Source organism: Arthrobacter sp. SAFR-044, assembly GCF_051965175.1.
Lineage (GTDB): Bacteria > Actinomycetota > Actinomycetes > Actinomycetales > Micrococcaceae > Arthrobacter.
The window spans coordinates 193,124-207,502 of record NZ_JBQCMK010000003.1 but is presented as its reverse complement, the minus strand read 5'-3'; the positions used below and the strand labels follow the sequence as shown (position 1 = coordinate 207,502).

The window sequence follows — 14,379 nt, the reverse complement described above, 5'->3', positions numbered from 1 at the left end:
TCAGCACTCGATCACATTCACGGCGAGGCCTCCTCGGGAGGTTTCCTTGTACTTGGTTTTCATGTCGGCTCCGGTGTCGCGCATGGTCTTGATCGCCTTGTCCAGCGAGACCTTGTGGCTGCCGTCCCCGTGCAGGGCCAGGCGGGCCGCGTTGATCGCCTTCACGCTGGCGATCGCATTCCGCTCGATGCACGGGATCTGCACCAGGCCGCCCACGGGGTCGCAGGTCAGGCCCAGGTTGTGCTCGATCCCCACTTCGGCGGCGTTCTCCACCTGCGCAGGCGTCCCGCCGAGCACTTCACAGAGCCCAGCCGCGGCCATTGAGCAGGCAGAGCCCACCTCGCCCTGGCAGCCCACTTCGGCACCGGAGATGGAGGCGTTCGTCTTGAACAGGATTCCGACGGCGGCCGCCGTCAGCAGGAAGCGGACCACACCGTCGTCGTCGGCTCCTGGAACAAACTTCACGTAGTAGTGCAGGACGGCCGGAACGATTCCCGCGGCCCCGTTGGTTGGGGCCGTGACGATCCGCCCGCCGGCGGCGTTCTCCTCGTTCACGGCCAGCGCGAACAGGTTCACCCATTCCATCGCCAGCAGCGGATCTGCCGGTGCCTGGACGGGCGACGGCGTTGCTGCCGCGGCTTCGGCGGTGGCGGCCGAGGCCGTCAGGGTGCGGAACAGGGCGGGCGCCCGCCGGGTGACGTTCAGCCCGCCGGGCAGGATGCCCCCTGCGTTGCAGCCGTTCTCCACGCATTCGCGCATGACGGCCCACAGCCCCAGCAACTGCTCGCGGAGTTCCGCTTCACTGCGCCAGGTGAGTTCGTTGGCCAGCATGACGTCAGAGATGGACATGCCTTCGCGGCTGCAGATCTGCAGGAGTTCATCCCCCGTGGAGAACGGGTACGGCAGCACGGTGTCATCCGGCACCACCTTGTCCGCGCCCTCGGCGTCGCCGTCCACCACGAAGCCGCCGCCGATCGAGTAGAAGCTCCGCTCGCTCAGGACGGCACCCGCGTGGTCCAAGGCCCGGAACGTCATGCCGTTGGGGTGCGCGGGAAGGGACTTGCGCCGGTGCAGCACCACGTCCTCTTCCCAGTTGAAGTCCACCCGGTGGCTGCCGGCGACGTGCAGTTCGGCGTTCAGCGCGGCGGCAGCCACCTGGTCGTCGGCCGTGAAAGTGTCCACGGTCTCCGGTTCAAGGCCCTGCAGCCCCAGGACCACTGCCTTGTCGGAACCGTGCCCCCGCCCCGTGGCGCCCAGGGAACCAAAGAGTTCAGACTGGACGCGCACGGTGGCGGCCAGCTGGCCATCGCCCTTCAGCCCGTCCGCGAACAGCTTCGCCGCCCGCATCGGGCCCACCGTGTGTGACGACGAGGGCCCGATGCCGACGGAAAAGAGGTCAAGGACGCTGAGCGCCATCAGGGGACCTCTGGCGAGGCGTACTCCCGCATGGCGTCCAGCAGCCACCGGCCCAGGAACTCGGCGAAAGAGGCACGAGGGAAGATCCTGAAGGACTCGTCACCGGTCTTCCACAGGATGGCCGGAATGTTCGCAATTTCCGTGGAGAAGGCGGTGCCGGCCTTGAAGACCCGCGGGTGCAGGTCCAACGAGCAGCCCTTTTCGAGGACGGCGCGGGCCCGGGGGCCCGTCAGTTCGAACGTGGTCCGGTTGGCGGACAGGTCCACCACCTGGCCCGCGTCGCCGCCCAGCGCGTCCCGGAGCGCAGGGATGAGGTCACCGCCCAGGGATTCGTGCGCCTCGGTGGGCGCCACCACCAGGAACTCGGCGGGCCCGAGCCACAGGACGGACACGTCGCCGTTGCCGGCCACGGCGCCGGAGCCAGCGGGGAGGCCACCGGTGACACCGGCCAGGCGCTCCGCCGCGGCGGAGCCTGCCAGCGCCCGGAGGCCCACCATGGTCAGGAAAGGCACCTCGGAAATTTCAACGGTGCCGGCCAGGGAGCCGGCCGCGAACTCGTCCGCCAGCTGGCGGGCCGGGCTGACGCGGGCGGCGAGGTTCTTTTCGGCGTTGGTCTTGGCGGAGGTCGGGGATGCTGCTGTTTCAGCCATCTTTACGGGTCCCTTCAGAGTCAAAAAGCACTGTTTCTGCGACAACCACGTCCACCAGCTGGTCGCCGGCGGCTGCCACCAGCGTTTCGCCGATGCGGTTGCGTCCGTTCTTGATCAGGGCCAGGCCGAACGACCGGCCCAGCGCTGCGCTGTGGTAGCTGGAGGTGACGAACCCTTCCATCGGCACGGGGCCGTAGGCGGGGTTGGTGGAGCGTCCCTTTTCGACGAGCTGGGTGCCTTCGGGCAGCCGCAGCGTGCCATCCACGGGGAGGACGCTGACCAGGTGCTTGCGGTCCTCACGCTGGGCGTCCGCACGGGTGTAGGAGCGCTTGCCGATGAAGTCCTTGGCCTTGGACACGATCCACTCCATGCCCGCGTCCTGCGGGGTGACAGTGCCGTCGGTGTCCTGCCCGACGATCGGGTAGCCCTTTTCGGCGCGCAGCACGTGCATGGTTTCGGTGCCGTAGGGGGTGATGTTGAACTCCGCACCGGCAGCAGCAACGGCTTCCCAGGTGTTGAGCCCGTACCAGGCCGGCACATTGATTTCGTAGGCCAGTTCACCGGAGAACGAGATCCGGCAGATCCGGGCCCGTACGCCGGAGGCGAGGGTGGTCTCGCGGAAGGTCATGAACGGGAAGGCCTCGGCATCCAGGCCGCCGTTGGCAGCCAGTTCCGGTGCCACCTTGGCGATGACCTCACGGGACTTGGGCCCGACGACGGCGATGGTGCTCCACTGTTCCGTCACGGAGGTGCACTGCACGTCCAGTTCCGGCCACTCGGTCTGCAGCCATTCCTCCAGCCAGTCCAGCACCTTGGCGGCGCCGCCGGTGGTGGTGGTCATGAAGTAGGTCTCGTCGTCGACGCGGAGGGTCACGCCGTCGTCGAAGATCATCCCGTCCGGGGTGCACATGACGCCGTAGCGTGCCGAGCCGGGCGCGAGCTTCTTGAACGCGTTGGTGTACATCCGGTTCAGGAACTCTCCCGCGTCCTTGCCGCGGATTTCGATCTTGCCCAGCGTGGTGGCGTCCATGAAGCCCACGGACTCGCGGACGGCGGCGCATTCGCGCAGCACGGCAGCGTCCATGTCCTCCCCGGCCTGCGGGTAGTACCAGGGCCGCTTCCACTGTCCGACGTCCTCGAACAGCGCGCCCTTGGCTACGTGCCAGGGGTGGATGGACGTGACGCGGGCGGGGTCGAACAGTTCCCCGCGCTGGCGTCCGGCCAGTGCCGCGAAGGCCACCGGGGTGAAGGGGGCGCGGTAGGTGGTGGTGCCGATGTCTCCGATGCCGCGGGAGGCTTCTCCGGCGGTGCGCAGGGCCGCGGCGATGACGCCGATGGCGTTGACGCCGGAGGTCTTGCCCTGGTCGTTGGCGGTGCTGATGGAGGTGTACCGCTTGATGTGTTCCACCGAGCGCATGCCGGCTCCGGTGGAGCGGAGGACGTCCGCCACGGACTGGTCGCGCTGGAAGTCCACGAAGTGGTGGTGCCAGTCGTCAGGGGTGCCGTTCTCGCCCGGTACCAGCCACAGCTGGCGGGTGGGGGCGGATGCCTTCGGGTCGCCGAACACGGAGGGTTCGACGGCGGATTCGAAGCCTGTGGCGATGGCCGCCCTGGCGCCGGCGGAGATGCCCTCCGCGACGCAGTCTTCGGTGGCGAAGGAGCCGCGGCCGGAGCCAATGGTCTGCTGGGCGGGGACCTCGGTGCTGGGCACGAAGGCTGCCAGCTCCTCGTCCCAGCGCAGCTTGCCCTGGCGCTGGGAGTGCAGGTGTACCAGCGGGCTCCAACCGCCGGACACTGCCAGCAGGTCTGCTGAGATCTGCTCGACGCCGGAGGTGAGCTCGCCGTCGTCGTTGATGCTGCGGACGGTGACGCCGTCCAGCCGGCCCTCGGCGCCTGCGGAAGTGTTGGCCACCGCGCTGCCGATCAGCACCCGGATCCCGGATTCGACGGCGGCAGTCGCCACGGCGGTCAGGGCCGGACGGGCATCCACCACGGCGGCGACCTTGACGCCGGCGGCGGCCAGGTCGGCAGCGACGGCGTAGGCGCTGTCATTCGTGGTGCTGATGACCACGCGCTTACCGGCAGCCACCCCGTAGCGGTTCAGGTAGCTGCGTACGGCGGAAGCGAGCATGATGCCGGGGCGGTCGTTGTTCTCGAACACCAGGGGACGCTCGTGGGCTCCCGGCGCGACAACCACCTGGCTGGCACGGATGTGCCAAATCCGCTGGCGGGAGACACCCGGGGCGGCCGGGCTGGAAAGGTGGTCGGTGCGGTTCTGGACGGCGATGACGTAGTTGGCGTCATAGGCGCCAAACGCGGTGGTGCGGTTCAGGACCGTGGACTCGGCGCCGGATACCAGCTCCGCTTCGACGTCGGCCACCCATTCCAGGGCAGGCTTTCCCTCGATGGTCTCGGCCAGGCCGGTAGCCGTGGAACCGGAGAGCAGCGAGCCGCCGAGCTCGGGCTGGTCATCGAGCAGCATGACCCTGGCACCGGTACGGACAGCCTCACGGGCCGCGGCAAGCCCGGCGGGACCACCGCCGATCACCAGGACGTCGGTGTGGACGTACTTCTTGTCGTATTCGGCGCGGTCATCCTCCGGGTCCAGCTTGCCCAGCCCGTTGAGCAGGGTGGCCTGGAGGCCGTCCACCAGGGAAACGGTGGTGGCGGGCAGCATGGATTCGGCCACGTGGCCGGGAAAGCGTGCTTCCACACGGACCAGGGCGTTGGCTTCTTCCACCCCGGCGGACATGATGCCGCGGGGGCGGTCCTCGTAGAGGGAGTTTCCGGCGGCGATGCGGCCGTTGGCCAGCAGCGCCGAGGCAAGGGTGTCACCGGGGTGGCCGGTGAACTCCTCGCCGTCCACGGTGAAGCGCCAGGAGATGGTGCGGTCGATGCGGCCGCCGGTAGCCAGGCGGGCGTTCTGGGAAGTCACTTGGTCGCTCCTTCCGGGGCGGTGGTGCTGAGGATGCTCGTGGTGGAGGTGCTGGGTGCGGCACTTCCCGTGGTGGTGCTGTCAGGGCCGGTGCTGGCGGTCCCGGTTTCGGGTGCGCCGTCCGGGGAGCGGTCAGGCCGCTTCGCCCCCATCGGGTAGACAGCCTTGATGTCGTAGCTCACGGTGTCGCGGAGCATGTTGAACCACTGGCGGCAGCCCGTGCTGTGGACCCAGCGCTCGGCGAAGATGCCTTTGGGGTTCTCCCGGTAGAAAAGGTAGCGGGACCACTCCGTGTCGCTCAGCTCGTTGGGGTTCTCGGGGTACGGGACGTGGGCCTGTCCCCCGTAGTGGAATTCGGTTTCGTCCCGCGGGCCGCAGTTGGGGCATGGGATCAGCAGCATGTGCGTTAGTCCTTTTCTGGTGGCGGCGGCTAGTGGGCCACGGCGGCGGCGCCGTGTTCGTCGATGAGGGCGCCGGTTTCGAAGCGGTCCAGCGAGAACGGCGCGTTCAGCTTGTGCGGGGCGCCGGTGGCGATGGTGTGGGCGAAGGTCATGCCGGCGGCGGGGGTTCCCTTGAACCCGCCGGTTCCCCAGCCGCAGTTCACGAACATGTTCTCCACCGGGGTGGTGCCCACGATCGGCGAAGCGTCCAGGGTGGTGTCCACGATGCCGCCCCAGGTCCGGAGCACGTGCGCCCTGGCGAAAATGGGGAAGAGTTCGACGGCGGCCGCCATCTGCTGCTCGATCACGTGGAAGGAGCCGCGCTGGCCGTAGCCGTTGTAGGAGTCAACGCCGGCGCCCATGACCAGTTCGCCCTTGTGCGCCTGGGAGACATAGACGTGCACGTGGTTGGACATGACCACCGTGGGGTGGACGGGCTCGTGCAGCTCGGAGACCAGGGCCTGCAGCGGGTGCGACTGGATGGGCAGTTCGAAGCCCGCCATCTCGGCCAGGACCGAGCTGTGGCCGGCGGCGCAGAGGCCCACCTTTTCGGTGTTGATGGTGCCGCGGTTGGTCTTGACGCCTACCACGCGGTTGCCGTCCTTGACGAATCCGGTCACCTCGCAGTTCTGGATGATGTCCACGCCCATTTCGTCACACTTGCGGGCGAAGGCCCAGGCCACGTGGTCGTGCTTGGCGATGCCGGCGCGGGGCTGGTAGGTGGCGCCCATGACCGGGTAGCGGATGTTGTCGCGGATGTTCAGGATGGGGCAGAGTTCCTTGACCTGCTGCGGGTCCAGCCATTCCGCGTCGACGCCATTCAGCTTGTTGGCGCCCACGCGGCGCATGCTTTCGCGCACGTCGCCCAGGGTGTGGGCCAGGTTCATTACGCCGCGCTGGCTGAACAGAAAGTCGTACTCGAGTTCCTCGGGCAGGATTTCCCAGAGCTTGAGGGCCTGTTCATAGATGGCCGCGCTCTCGTCCCAGAGGTAGTTGGAGCGGATGATGGTGGTGTTGCGGGCCATGTTGCCGCCGGCCAGCCAGCCCTTTTCCAGGACGGCGATGTTGGTCATCCCGTGGTTCTTGGCCAGGAAGTAGGCGGTGGCCAGGCCGTGCCCGCCGCCGCCGACGATCACGGCATCGTAGGAGGACTTGGGTTCCGGGTTCCGCCAGAGGAAGTCCGGGTGCTCCGGAAGGTGCTGGGTGCTCACTGGGCGGCTCCAATCAGGTCTGCCTCGATGCCGGCCAGGTTGGCGTCGGCGGAGAGGTGCGGGTAGAGGGGGAACTTGCCAGCCAGGGCCGTTACGCGTTCCCGGAGTTCGACGGCGGTGTCCCCGGGGAGGGTGCCGGTGCCGGCGGAGGCAATCAGGGCCGTGGCGATGATGTCCGCAACCTCGGTGAACTCGGCGGCGCCGAAGCCGCGGGCGGCCAGGGCGGGGGTGCCGATCCGGAGGCCGGAGGAGACCATCGGCGGGCGGGGGTCGAAGGGGACGGCGTTGCGGTTGACCGTGATGCCGATCTGGTGGAGTGCGTCCTCACCCTGCTGGCCGTCGAGTTCGGAGTGGCGGAGGTCAACCAGGACCAGGTGGACGTCGGTGCCGCCGTTGACCACGGAAATGCCCGCGGCTGCGACGTCGTCCTTGAGGAGTCGCTCGGCCAGCAGCTTGGCGCCCTGCAGCACCCGCTCCTGGCGTTCCTTGAATTCGGGGGCGGCAGCGAGCTTGAACGCCACGGCCTTGGCGGCCACAACGTGCTCCAGCGGACCACCCTGCTGGCCCGGGAACACCGCGCTGTTGATCTTCTTGGCGTATTCCTCCTTGGCCAGGATGACGCCGCCGCGCGGACCGCCCAGGGTCTTGTGGGTGGTGGTGGTGACCACGTCCGCATACGGGACGGGGTTCGGGTGCAGGCCGGCGGCGACGAGTCCGGCGAAGTGCGCCATGTCCACCATGAGGTAGGCACCCACGAGGTCGGCGATGCGGCGGAACTCGGCAAAGTCCAGCTGGCGGGAGTAGGCGGACCAGCCGGCAACGATCAGCTTGGGCTTGTGTTCCAGGGCCAGGGCTTCCACCTCGGCCATATCGATCCGGAGGTCTTCCTCGCGGACGTGGTAGGGAACCACGTTGTAGAGCTTGCCGGAGAAGTTAATCTTCATGCCGTGCGTGAGGTGTCCGCCGTGCGCCAGGGAGAGCCCCAGGATGGTGTCGCCCGGGTTCAGCAGGGCGAACATGGCGGCGGCGTTGGCCTGGGCACCGGAGTGCGGCTGGACGTTGGCGAACTGAGCGCCGAACAATGCCTTCACGCGGTCGATGGCCAGCTGCTCAATGACGTCCACGTGCTCGCAGCCGCCGTAGTAGCGCTTGCCCGGGTAGCCCTCGGCGTACTTGTTAGTGAGCACCGAGCCCTGGGCCTCCATGACGGAGGCCGGAGCGAAATTCTCCGACGCAATCATTTCCAGGGTGGACTGCTGGCGGTGCAGTTCCTGTGCCACAGCGGCGGCGACGTCGGCGTCGACCGTGGCGAGCGAGGCGTTCAGTACGTCCTGCATTGTTCTCCTTTTGAGCCCTTCGGAGTTACTGACCTATAACTGATCTGTAACTGATATATTAGAACTGTCGTAATAGTATGTTCCAGATCACTTGGACGTCAATAGCACTCCTGGGAAGGCTCGAAATGAGCGTCACATTAGAGAACCACCTGGCCGGCGACGGGGACCTCTCACTCTCCGAACAGGCCTACCGGCACCTCCGGGACCGACTCATCATGCTGGACATCCGGCCGGGCGAGGCGATCAACGACGGCAAGCTGGCCGCCGAGCTCGGGATCGGCCGGACGCCGGTCCGGGAAGCCCTCAAGCGGCTGGAAAGCGACCACCTGGTGGTGTCCTATCCCCGCCGCGGAACGTTCGCCACCATCGTCGACATCACTGAACTGGCTGACGTCTCCGAGCTGCGCGAATCCCTGGAACCCCTGGCCGCACGCCGGGCCGCGAAGCTGGCAACGCCCGCGCTGCGGGCGGAAATCCGGGAAACCGCGGCCGCGATCTCCACCATGGGCGATGACGACGATCCCTACGACCTCATGCGGTACGACATCAAGGTCCACCGGCTGATCTACCGGGCCGCGGCCAACGCGCACCTCGAGGACGTCCTGATCCGCTACGACAACCTGGCCACGCGCATCTGGTGCATGGTGCTCGAAAAGGTCCCGTCCGTCGCGTCCCACATTGCCGAGCACGTGGAGCTGCTGGAGGCAGTGGCCGACGGCGACGCGGAGCGGGCGGGCAAGCTCGCCTTGGAGCACGTCACCAGTTTCGAGCAGGCCATCCGGAACGTGCTCTAGCCGTCGTGTCCAGCCGCGGCTAGCCCAGCCGGGCCCGTACCTCCTGCGCGAATTCCATCGTGGTGGCCGAGCCGCCCAGGTCCGGTGTGGCGATGCCGTCTGCCAGCGCTGACTCGAAAGCGCCGGTAAGGGACTGCGCGGCCGCCGCCTCGCCCAAATGGTCCAGCATCATGGCGGCAGCCCAGAGGGCGCCGACGGGGTTGGCGATGCCCTTGCCGGCGATGTCCGGGGCGGAACCGTGGACTGGCTCGAACATCGACGGGTGCCGGCGCTCGGGGTTCAGGTTGGCACTCGGGGCGATGCCGATGGAACCGGCCACTCCGGCCACGAGGTCGGACAGGATATCCCCGAACAGGTTGGATGCGACGATGGTGCGGACGCTGGTGGGCTTCATGACCAGCCGGGCCGCGAGCGCATCGATGAGCACCTTGTCCACCGTGACGCCGGGGAACTGTTCCACCGTCCGGGCCACCACTTCGTCCCAGAACGGCATGGTGTGGATGATGCCGTTGGATTTGGTGGCCGAGACCAGGATGCCGCCGCGTTTCGTTGCGGCCTCTGCCGCGTAGCGGGCCACCCTGCTGATGCCGGCTTTGGTGAAGACGCTCTCCTGGACGGCGAACTCAGCGTCCGTCCCCGTACCGAAGCGGCCACCGATCTGCGAGTACTCACCTTCAACGTTTTCCCGGACCACCACAATATCCAGGTCCTCAAGTCCCGGCATCGCTCCTTTGACCCCGGGCAGCAGCTTCATGGGGCGAAGGTTGACGTACTGGTCGAACTCGCGGCGGATGGGAATCAGCAGTCCCCACAGGGTCACGTCATCCGGAACGTCAGGCGTGCCCACCGCTCCCAGGTAGATCCCGTCGCCGCTGCTGAGCTGCTCGATGCCGTCCACCGGCATCATGCGGCCGGTTTTGGCGTAGAGGTCGCTGTTCCAGTCACGGACCCGCCAGTTGACGGCGAAGCCATGCAGCCCGGCCACAGCATCCACGCAGCCCATGGCCACTTCGGTGACGTCGACGCCGATGCCGTCGCCCGGTATTGAATCGATGGTGTAGGTGCGGCTCATGTGTGTCCTGTCATCTCTGGCGTTCCTTATATGGGTAAGCAAAGGCTGTTCCAATTGCAGTCGATGCGACCTAGTGTCAGGTTCGGAGCATACGTGGGAGGAAGGCCATGGGTTCGCGCCTGATGCTTGTCAGCGCGGACTCGATGGCACCCTGGACCACCACCTCTGCTCCGAGCTTGCTTGCAACGAGGTCAGGGAGCGGCAGGCCGGAGTCCCGGGGCAGCAGGGTACGCGCGTGTTCCAGGACAGGCTCGATGCCGAGCGCGATCCCGCCTGCGATGACTACCCGCTCAATGTCCAGGAGACTGGAGAGGACCACGGCGATCCGTGCCAGCCGGACGCCGAGCCGCGCGATGATGTCGCTTGCAAGCGGGTCCCCGTCGCTGGCCGCTTGGAAGACATCTTCTGCGCTGATTTCCCCCTCGGGTATGTGCCGCAGCGTGGTAGCTCCGTCGTAGGAGCGGATGCGCGAACGCGCCCACTTCCGCGCAAGCGCGCCGAACCCGTCCGAGCCTCCCTCGTCGGGGACGAGCTTGCTGTCAAACACGTCCAGGAACCGCATCTCACCAGCCCCGCCACGGCACCCGCGCAGCAGGCTCCCGTCGACGATCAGGCCGGCGCCAAACCGCTCCCCGGATAAAAGAGTTGCCACATTGGGGGACTGCTCCTGCGCCTGCTCGGCGATGGCGGCAAGGTTGGCGTCGTTCTCCACGATGACCTTGCCCTGGAGGTTCGAGGCGAATCCGGAATTCATCAGCTGCCAGAATTCCCCTCCGTCCGGGGACGCGCCGTCCCCGTCGACCGGGGCGGGAACGCCTACCACCGTAAGCAAAACGTCGTCGACGTCGCATCCGACATCGCTGAGCGTCACGTGGATCAGCTCCCGGACGTTGGCAACCCGTCCGGCGCGGCCCAGTGCATGGGAGTCAATGCCTTGGCGGCGTTTTCCCAGCTCACGGCCGCGCAGGTCAGCGACGATGGCAGTGAGATGGCTTTCGCCGGCATCAAGCCCCACGACTACGCCGGCAGATTCTCGGAGTTGATAGCGGCGGGCCGGCCGGCCCTTAGGCGCCGGGCCGGAGTCACCGCCATCGACCACTTCCTCGAGCCAACCGGCCTCAACAAGCCCCTGGCAGACCCCGAGCACTGTGGCACGGGTCAGCCCGGTCGCTTCCATAGCCTCACCCGCCGTAAAAACTTGTTCCTGGAGGGCGAAGCGCAGCAATGCTTCCGAGTTGATCTGCCGTAACAGTTGGGTCGAGCTCGCCGTAGTTCCGTCCACCCCTTGACGATAGCCCCTGCATCCCCCATCCTCGTATAGGACCTAAATATAAGATCCAAATAAACTCTCATCGAAAGCCCTTAGGAGCCGATGTTGCCACCTTTGATGCCCGCAGGGACGCCAGTCTCACGACGTACTTTCCTCGCCGCTGCCGGGGGTACGCTGGCTGCTTTCGGCCTGGCTGGGTGTGCCCCGGCAGGGGCCGCGCCAACCATCACCTTCCACCAGTCAAAACCGGAGGCGGTGCCGTACTTCCGCGACCTGGCTGCGAAGTTCACTGCATCGCAGGACCGGTACCGCGTCCTCCATGACATGGCAACAAATCTTTCCGCCAGCTTCGTCCGCAGCAGTCCCCCCGATCTTGGCTGCCTGAACTACAACCTGGAAATGGCGCGGTTCATGGAACGGGGAGCCCTGGCGGACCTCTCCGACCTCCCGGAAGCAGGCTCCATCCGCGAAGACGTCGCGGACCTCACCAACTGGTACCCCACGTACCCGGGCCGGACAAGCGTTATCCCCTACTCGGTCATGGCGGCGTCCGTCATTTACAACCGCAGCATCTTCGAGGCAAACGCCCTCTCAGTCCCCACTACCTGGGATGAGCTCATCGACGTGTGTGAACGGCTCAAGGCGGCGGGTATCACTCCGATCTACGGCACGTTCCGGGAACCCTGGACCATCGCGCAGGGCCTGTTCGACTACACAGTGGGCGGCATGGTGGATGTGCGGGCCTTCTACCAATCCATGCACCAGGTGGGCGAGAAGGTTGGCCCGACTTCCGAGGTCTCGTTCCAGAAAACGCTGCTGGAACCTGTCCGGCGCATGGTCCAGCTGAAGAAGTACGTGAACCCCGATGCCGCCAGCCGCGGGTACGGGGACGGCAACACCGCTATGGCGCAAGGGCAGGCAGCCATGTACTTCCAGGGGCCATGGGCCTTCGGTGAAATCGAAAAGGCCGGCACCGGCGTTGAGCTTGGCACCTTTCCCCTGCCGATGACGGACGACCCCGCCGACCTCAAGGTCCGCGTCAACATCGACCTCTCGCTGTGGATCCCCCAGGTCTCGAACGGACAGCAGGGTGCACGCGCCTTCCTCCAGTATTTGCTGCAGCCGGACATCCAAAACCCCTACAACGCCAAGTTCCTGGGCTTCGGCACCGCCAAGGATGCCCCGCCTGTGACCGACCCCCGGATCGTCGAGATGCAGAAGTACTACGACGAGGGCCGCTTCTACATGGGCGCGTCACAGTTCATCCCGAACACGATTCCCGCCGCCAACTACATCCAGTCGATCATCGGCGGCGCCGACCCCGAAGCCACGCTTCGCCGGATGGACGCCGACTGGGCGCGCCTGGCTTTCCGCGCGTAACCGCACTTTCGATTCAAGGCACGAAACGAGGACCATCCATGTCATCAATGACGAGACCTTCCACCAGGGCTGAGGTGACGGCGCCAGCAGCGGCCAAAGCCCCACGGGCGCGCAAAAGCCGGGTCGACCCGCTCTACTATTTCTTCCTGTTCCCGTCCCTGGCGATCTTCACGCTCGCCGTCACGCTGCCCGCCGTGCTGGGCTTCGTGTACAGCTTCACCAACTCCGTGGGGTTCGGCGACTTTGAGTTCATCGGCTTCCGAAACTTCATCGCCGTGTTCCAGGATGACGGAGTCCTCGGATCCTATGGCTTCACGCTGGCTTTTTCGCTGGTGACGGTCATCGTGGTGAACGTCGTCGCGTTCCTCCTGGCGCTGGGACTCACGTCCCGGGTCCGCTTCCGTGCCGCGCTGCGGACGGTGTTCGTGATTCCGATGGTGATTTCCGGCATCGTCATCGCCTTTGTGTTCCAGTACCTCTTCTCGAATTCGCTGCCGCTGATGGGCAAGGGCTTGGGGATCGAGGCGCTCTCCTCAAGCATCCTGGCCAACCCCGACCTTGCCTGGGTGGGGATCGTGTTCGTCACTGCGTGGCAGTCGGTTCCCAGTGCCATGCTGATCTACATCGCAGGCCTCCTCACGGTTCCCCCGGAGGTCTATGAGGCAAGCTCCATCGACGGCGCGTCCCCCTGGCACAACCTGCGGCACATCACCCTGCCCCTCGTTGCCGGGTACGCGGTGATCAACACGGTGCTGGGCTTCAAAAACTACCTCAACGCCTACGACATCATCGTGGGCCTCACCGACGGCGGCCCCGGGGTCTCCACCCGCAGCGTCGCCATGGCGATCTTCCGCGGCTTCGAGGGCGGGGACTACGCCTACCAGATGGCCAACGCCGTGATCTTCTTCCTCATCAGCGTGGCCATCGCACTCATCCAGCTCCGCTTTACCCGTGGCAAAGGAGGGATCGCAGCATGAGCACCGCGACCCGCACCATCCCAGCAAAATCATCGGCCGCAGGAAAGCGCCGGTTCGGCGGCGGCCAGGAACGCACCAACTGGCCCGCCACCGCGCTCCTGATCGTCTGCACCCTCGCCGTACTCGTCCCGCTGTACGTCACCATCAGCATGGCGTTCAAGACCACAGGCCAGGCAGTCGACGGCAACGCGTTCTCCTTGCCCAGCCCCTTGACCTTCGACAGTTTCACCCAGGCGTGGACGCTCACGAACTTCCCCCGCGGCTTCATGATCTCCGTGTTCGTGTCCGTCACCGCTGTCATCGGCGAGATCCTCGTGTCGGCGCTGGCAGCCTACGCGATCGTCCGCAACTGGGACCGCCGGCTGTTCCGCTGGTCGTTCTTCTACCTGCTTGCCGCCATGTTCATCCCGTTCCCCGTGGTGGCGCTGCCGCAAATCCAGCTCACTGGCCTTGTGGGACTGGACAATCCGCTCGGCGTCGCAATCCTGCACATCGTCTTTGCCCTGGCCTTCAACACAATGCTGTTTACGGCGTTCCTGCGCTCAATCCCGCTGGAACTGGAGGAAAGCATGCGGATGGACGGCGCGGGCACATGGCAGGTGTTCTGGCGGCTCATCTTCCCCCTGCTGGGACCCATGAGCGCCACCGTCGGGATCTTCGCCTTCATCGCCTCATGGAATGACTTCATGATGCCGTCGCTCATCATTTCAGATCCCGAAATGCAGACGATTCCGGTGCTGCAGAAGATCTTCCAGACGCAGTTCAGCAACAGCTACAACGTTGCCTTCGCTTCCTACCTGATGGCAATGGCGCCGGCCATCGTCGTTTACCTGTTTACCCAGCGCTGGGTCATGTCCGGCCTCACGCAGGGCGCGGTCAAATAACGGACGTCCCCAC

12 protein-coding genes are annotated in these 14,379 nt (G+C 66.2%); 4 read left to right on the top strand and 8 right to left on the bottom strand.

Translation table 11 applies throughout. From position 1 onward, the window contains the following. From ACTHQS_RS06005 to glyA, 6 genes are read right to left on the bottom strand one after another with little or no spacing between them, the layout of a single operon-like run. Positions 1–1,416, bottom strand: a complete 1,416-nt coding sequence (locus ACTHQS_RS06005; RefSeq protein ID WP_440166973.1) for an L-serine ammonia-lyase — start codon at positions 1,414–1,416, stop codon at positions 1–3. Further along, on the bottom strand, positions 1,416–2,066 hold the full coding sequence (locus ACTHQS_RS06000) for a sarcosine oxidase subunit gamma (RefSeq protein ID WP_440166972.1): 651 nt from the start codon (positions 2,064–2,066) through the stop codon (positions 1,416–1,418). Before ACTHQS_RS06000 ends, ACTHQS_RS06005 begins: the two co-directional genes overlap by 1 nt. Beyond that, positions 2,059–5,001 carry a 2Fe-2S iron-sulfur cluster-binding protein gene (locus ACTHQS_RS05995; RefSeq protein ID WP_440166971.1) on the bottom strand — a complete coding sequence of 981 codons (2,943 nt, stop codon included), beginning with the start codon at positions 4,999–5,001 and terminating at the stop codon, positions 2,059–2,061. The genes ACTHQS_RS06000 and ACTHQS_RS05995 overlap by 8 nt, the downstream gene beginning before the upstream one ends. After that, positions 4,998–5,402, bottom strand: coding sequence for a sarcosine oxidase subunit delta (locus ACTHQS_RS05990; protein WP_142070553.1), 405 nt, complete (start codon positions 5,400–5,402; stop codon positions 4,998–5,000). The genes ACTHQS_RS05995 and ACTHQS_RS05990 overlap by 4 nt, the downstream gene beginning before the upstream one ends. 29 nt (positions 5,403–5,431) lie before the next feature. Continuing rightward, entirely contained in the window at positions 5,432–6,652 is a 1,221-nt protein-coding gene (locus ACTHQS_RS05985; protein WP_440166969.1) for a sarcosine oxidase subunit beta family protein, read from the bottom strand. After that, complete coding sequence (gene glyA, locus ACTHQS_RS05980) at positions 6,649–7,989, bottom strand: serine hydroxymethyltransferase (RefSeq protein WP_440166967.1); 1,341 nt, start codon at positions 7,987–7,989, stop codon at positions 6,649–6,651. Before glyA ends, ACTHQS_RS05985 begins: the two co-directional genes overlap by 4 nt. A 125-nt stretch (positions 7,990–8,114) precedes the next feature. Here glyA and ACTHQS_RS05975 point away from each other — a divergent pair, with 125 nt between their 5' ends. Beyond that, the gene (locus ACTHQS_RS05975; RefSeq protein ID WP_440166965.1) at positions 8,115–8,783 is read left to right on the top strand and encodes a GntR family transcriptional regulator; all 669 of its coding nucleotides are present in this window, start codon (positions 8,115–8,117) and stop codon (positions 8,781–8,783) included. 19 nt (positions 8,784–8,802) lie between these two features. On the opposite strand, the gene ACTHQS_RS05970 is transcribed toward ACTHQS_RS05975, so the two are convergent. Then, positions 8,803–9,855, bottom strand: coding sequence for a tartrate dehydrogenase (locus ACTHQS_RS05970; RefSeq protein WP_440166963.1), 1,053 nt, complete (start codon positions 9,853–9,855; stop codon positions 8,803–8,805). Positions 9,856–9,931: 76 nt separating this feature from the next. Next, positions 9,932–11,032 (bottom strand): ROK family protein, encoded by a 1,101-nt coding sequence (locus tag ACTHQS_RS05965; protein WP_440166961.1) that lies wholly within the window; start codon positions 11,030–11,032, stop codon positions 9,932–9,934. 195 nt (positions 11,033–11,227) lie between these two features. Here ACTHQS_RS05965 and ACTHQS_RS05960 point away from each other — a divergent pair, with 195 nt between their 5' ends. From ACTHQS_RS05960 to ACTHQS_RS05950, 3 genes are read left to right on the top strand one after another with little or no spacing between them, the layout of a single operon-like run. Further along, on the top strand, positions 11,228–12,505 hold the full coding sequence (locus ACTHQS_RS05960; protein ID WP_440166959.1) for an ABC transporter substrate-binding protein: 1,278 nt from the start codon (positions 11,228–11,230) through the stop codon (positions 12,503–12,505). 38 nt (positions 12,506–12,543) lie between these two features. Further along, complete coding sequence (locus ACTHQS_RS05955; protein WP_440166957.1) at positions 12,544–13,482, top strand: carbohydrate ABC transporter permease; 939 nt, start codon at positions 12,544–12,546, stop codon at positions 13,480–13,482. Then, positions 13,479–14,366, top strand: coding sequence for a carbohydrate ABC transporter permease (locus tag ACTHQS_RS05950; protein ID WP_440166955.1), 888 nt, complete (start codon positions 13,479–13,481; stop codon positions 14,364–14,366). Before ACTHQS_RS05955 ends, ACTHQS_RS05950 begins: the two co-directional genes overlap by 4 nt. The last annotated feature ends 13 nt before the right edge of the window (positions 14,367–14,379 follow it).